At 26.5% G+C, this 268-nt stretch carries 1 protein-coding gene; it reads right to left on the reverse strand.

Going from position 1 to position 268, the window contains the following annotated elements; genetic code table 11:
* Positions 1-86 precede the first annotated feature (86 nt).
* The coding region (locus SB724_RS20375; RefSeq protein ID WP_410572698.1) for a hypothetical protein at positions 87-268 on the reverse strand (182 nt) is incomplete at its 5' end.

Here is a 268-nt window from a genome sequence, read left to right on the forward strand (position 1 = left end):
GTAAATTTGTTGTGCATTACAAAAAGTAGCAACAAAAAAAAGTATAATTAAAAATTTATTCTTCATGATTTTTAAATGTTTAGTCATTAACAAGGGGTTGGAACTACTTTATTTGTAGCCTTATCGTATTTTAATTTAGTGGTATTACCTGTTGTTTTATCACTTTTATATACCTCTAATCCATCAATTTTCACTTTTTCATCCATAAACTTTGTAAATTCTTTTTCAATTATATTAGGGTCTAAAAGTTGACTCTCTGTAAGGCCTG

The sequence above is a fragment of the Bacillus sp. SIMBA_031 genome (genome assembly GCF_046535225.1).
In the GTDB taxonomy this organism is placed as follows: Bacteria; Bacillota; Bacilli; order Bacillales; family Bacillaceae; genus Bacillus; species Bacillus velezensis.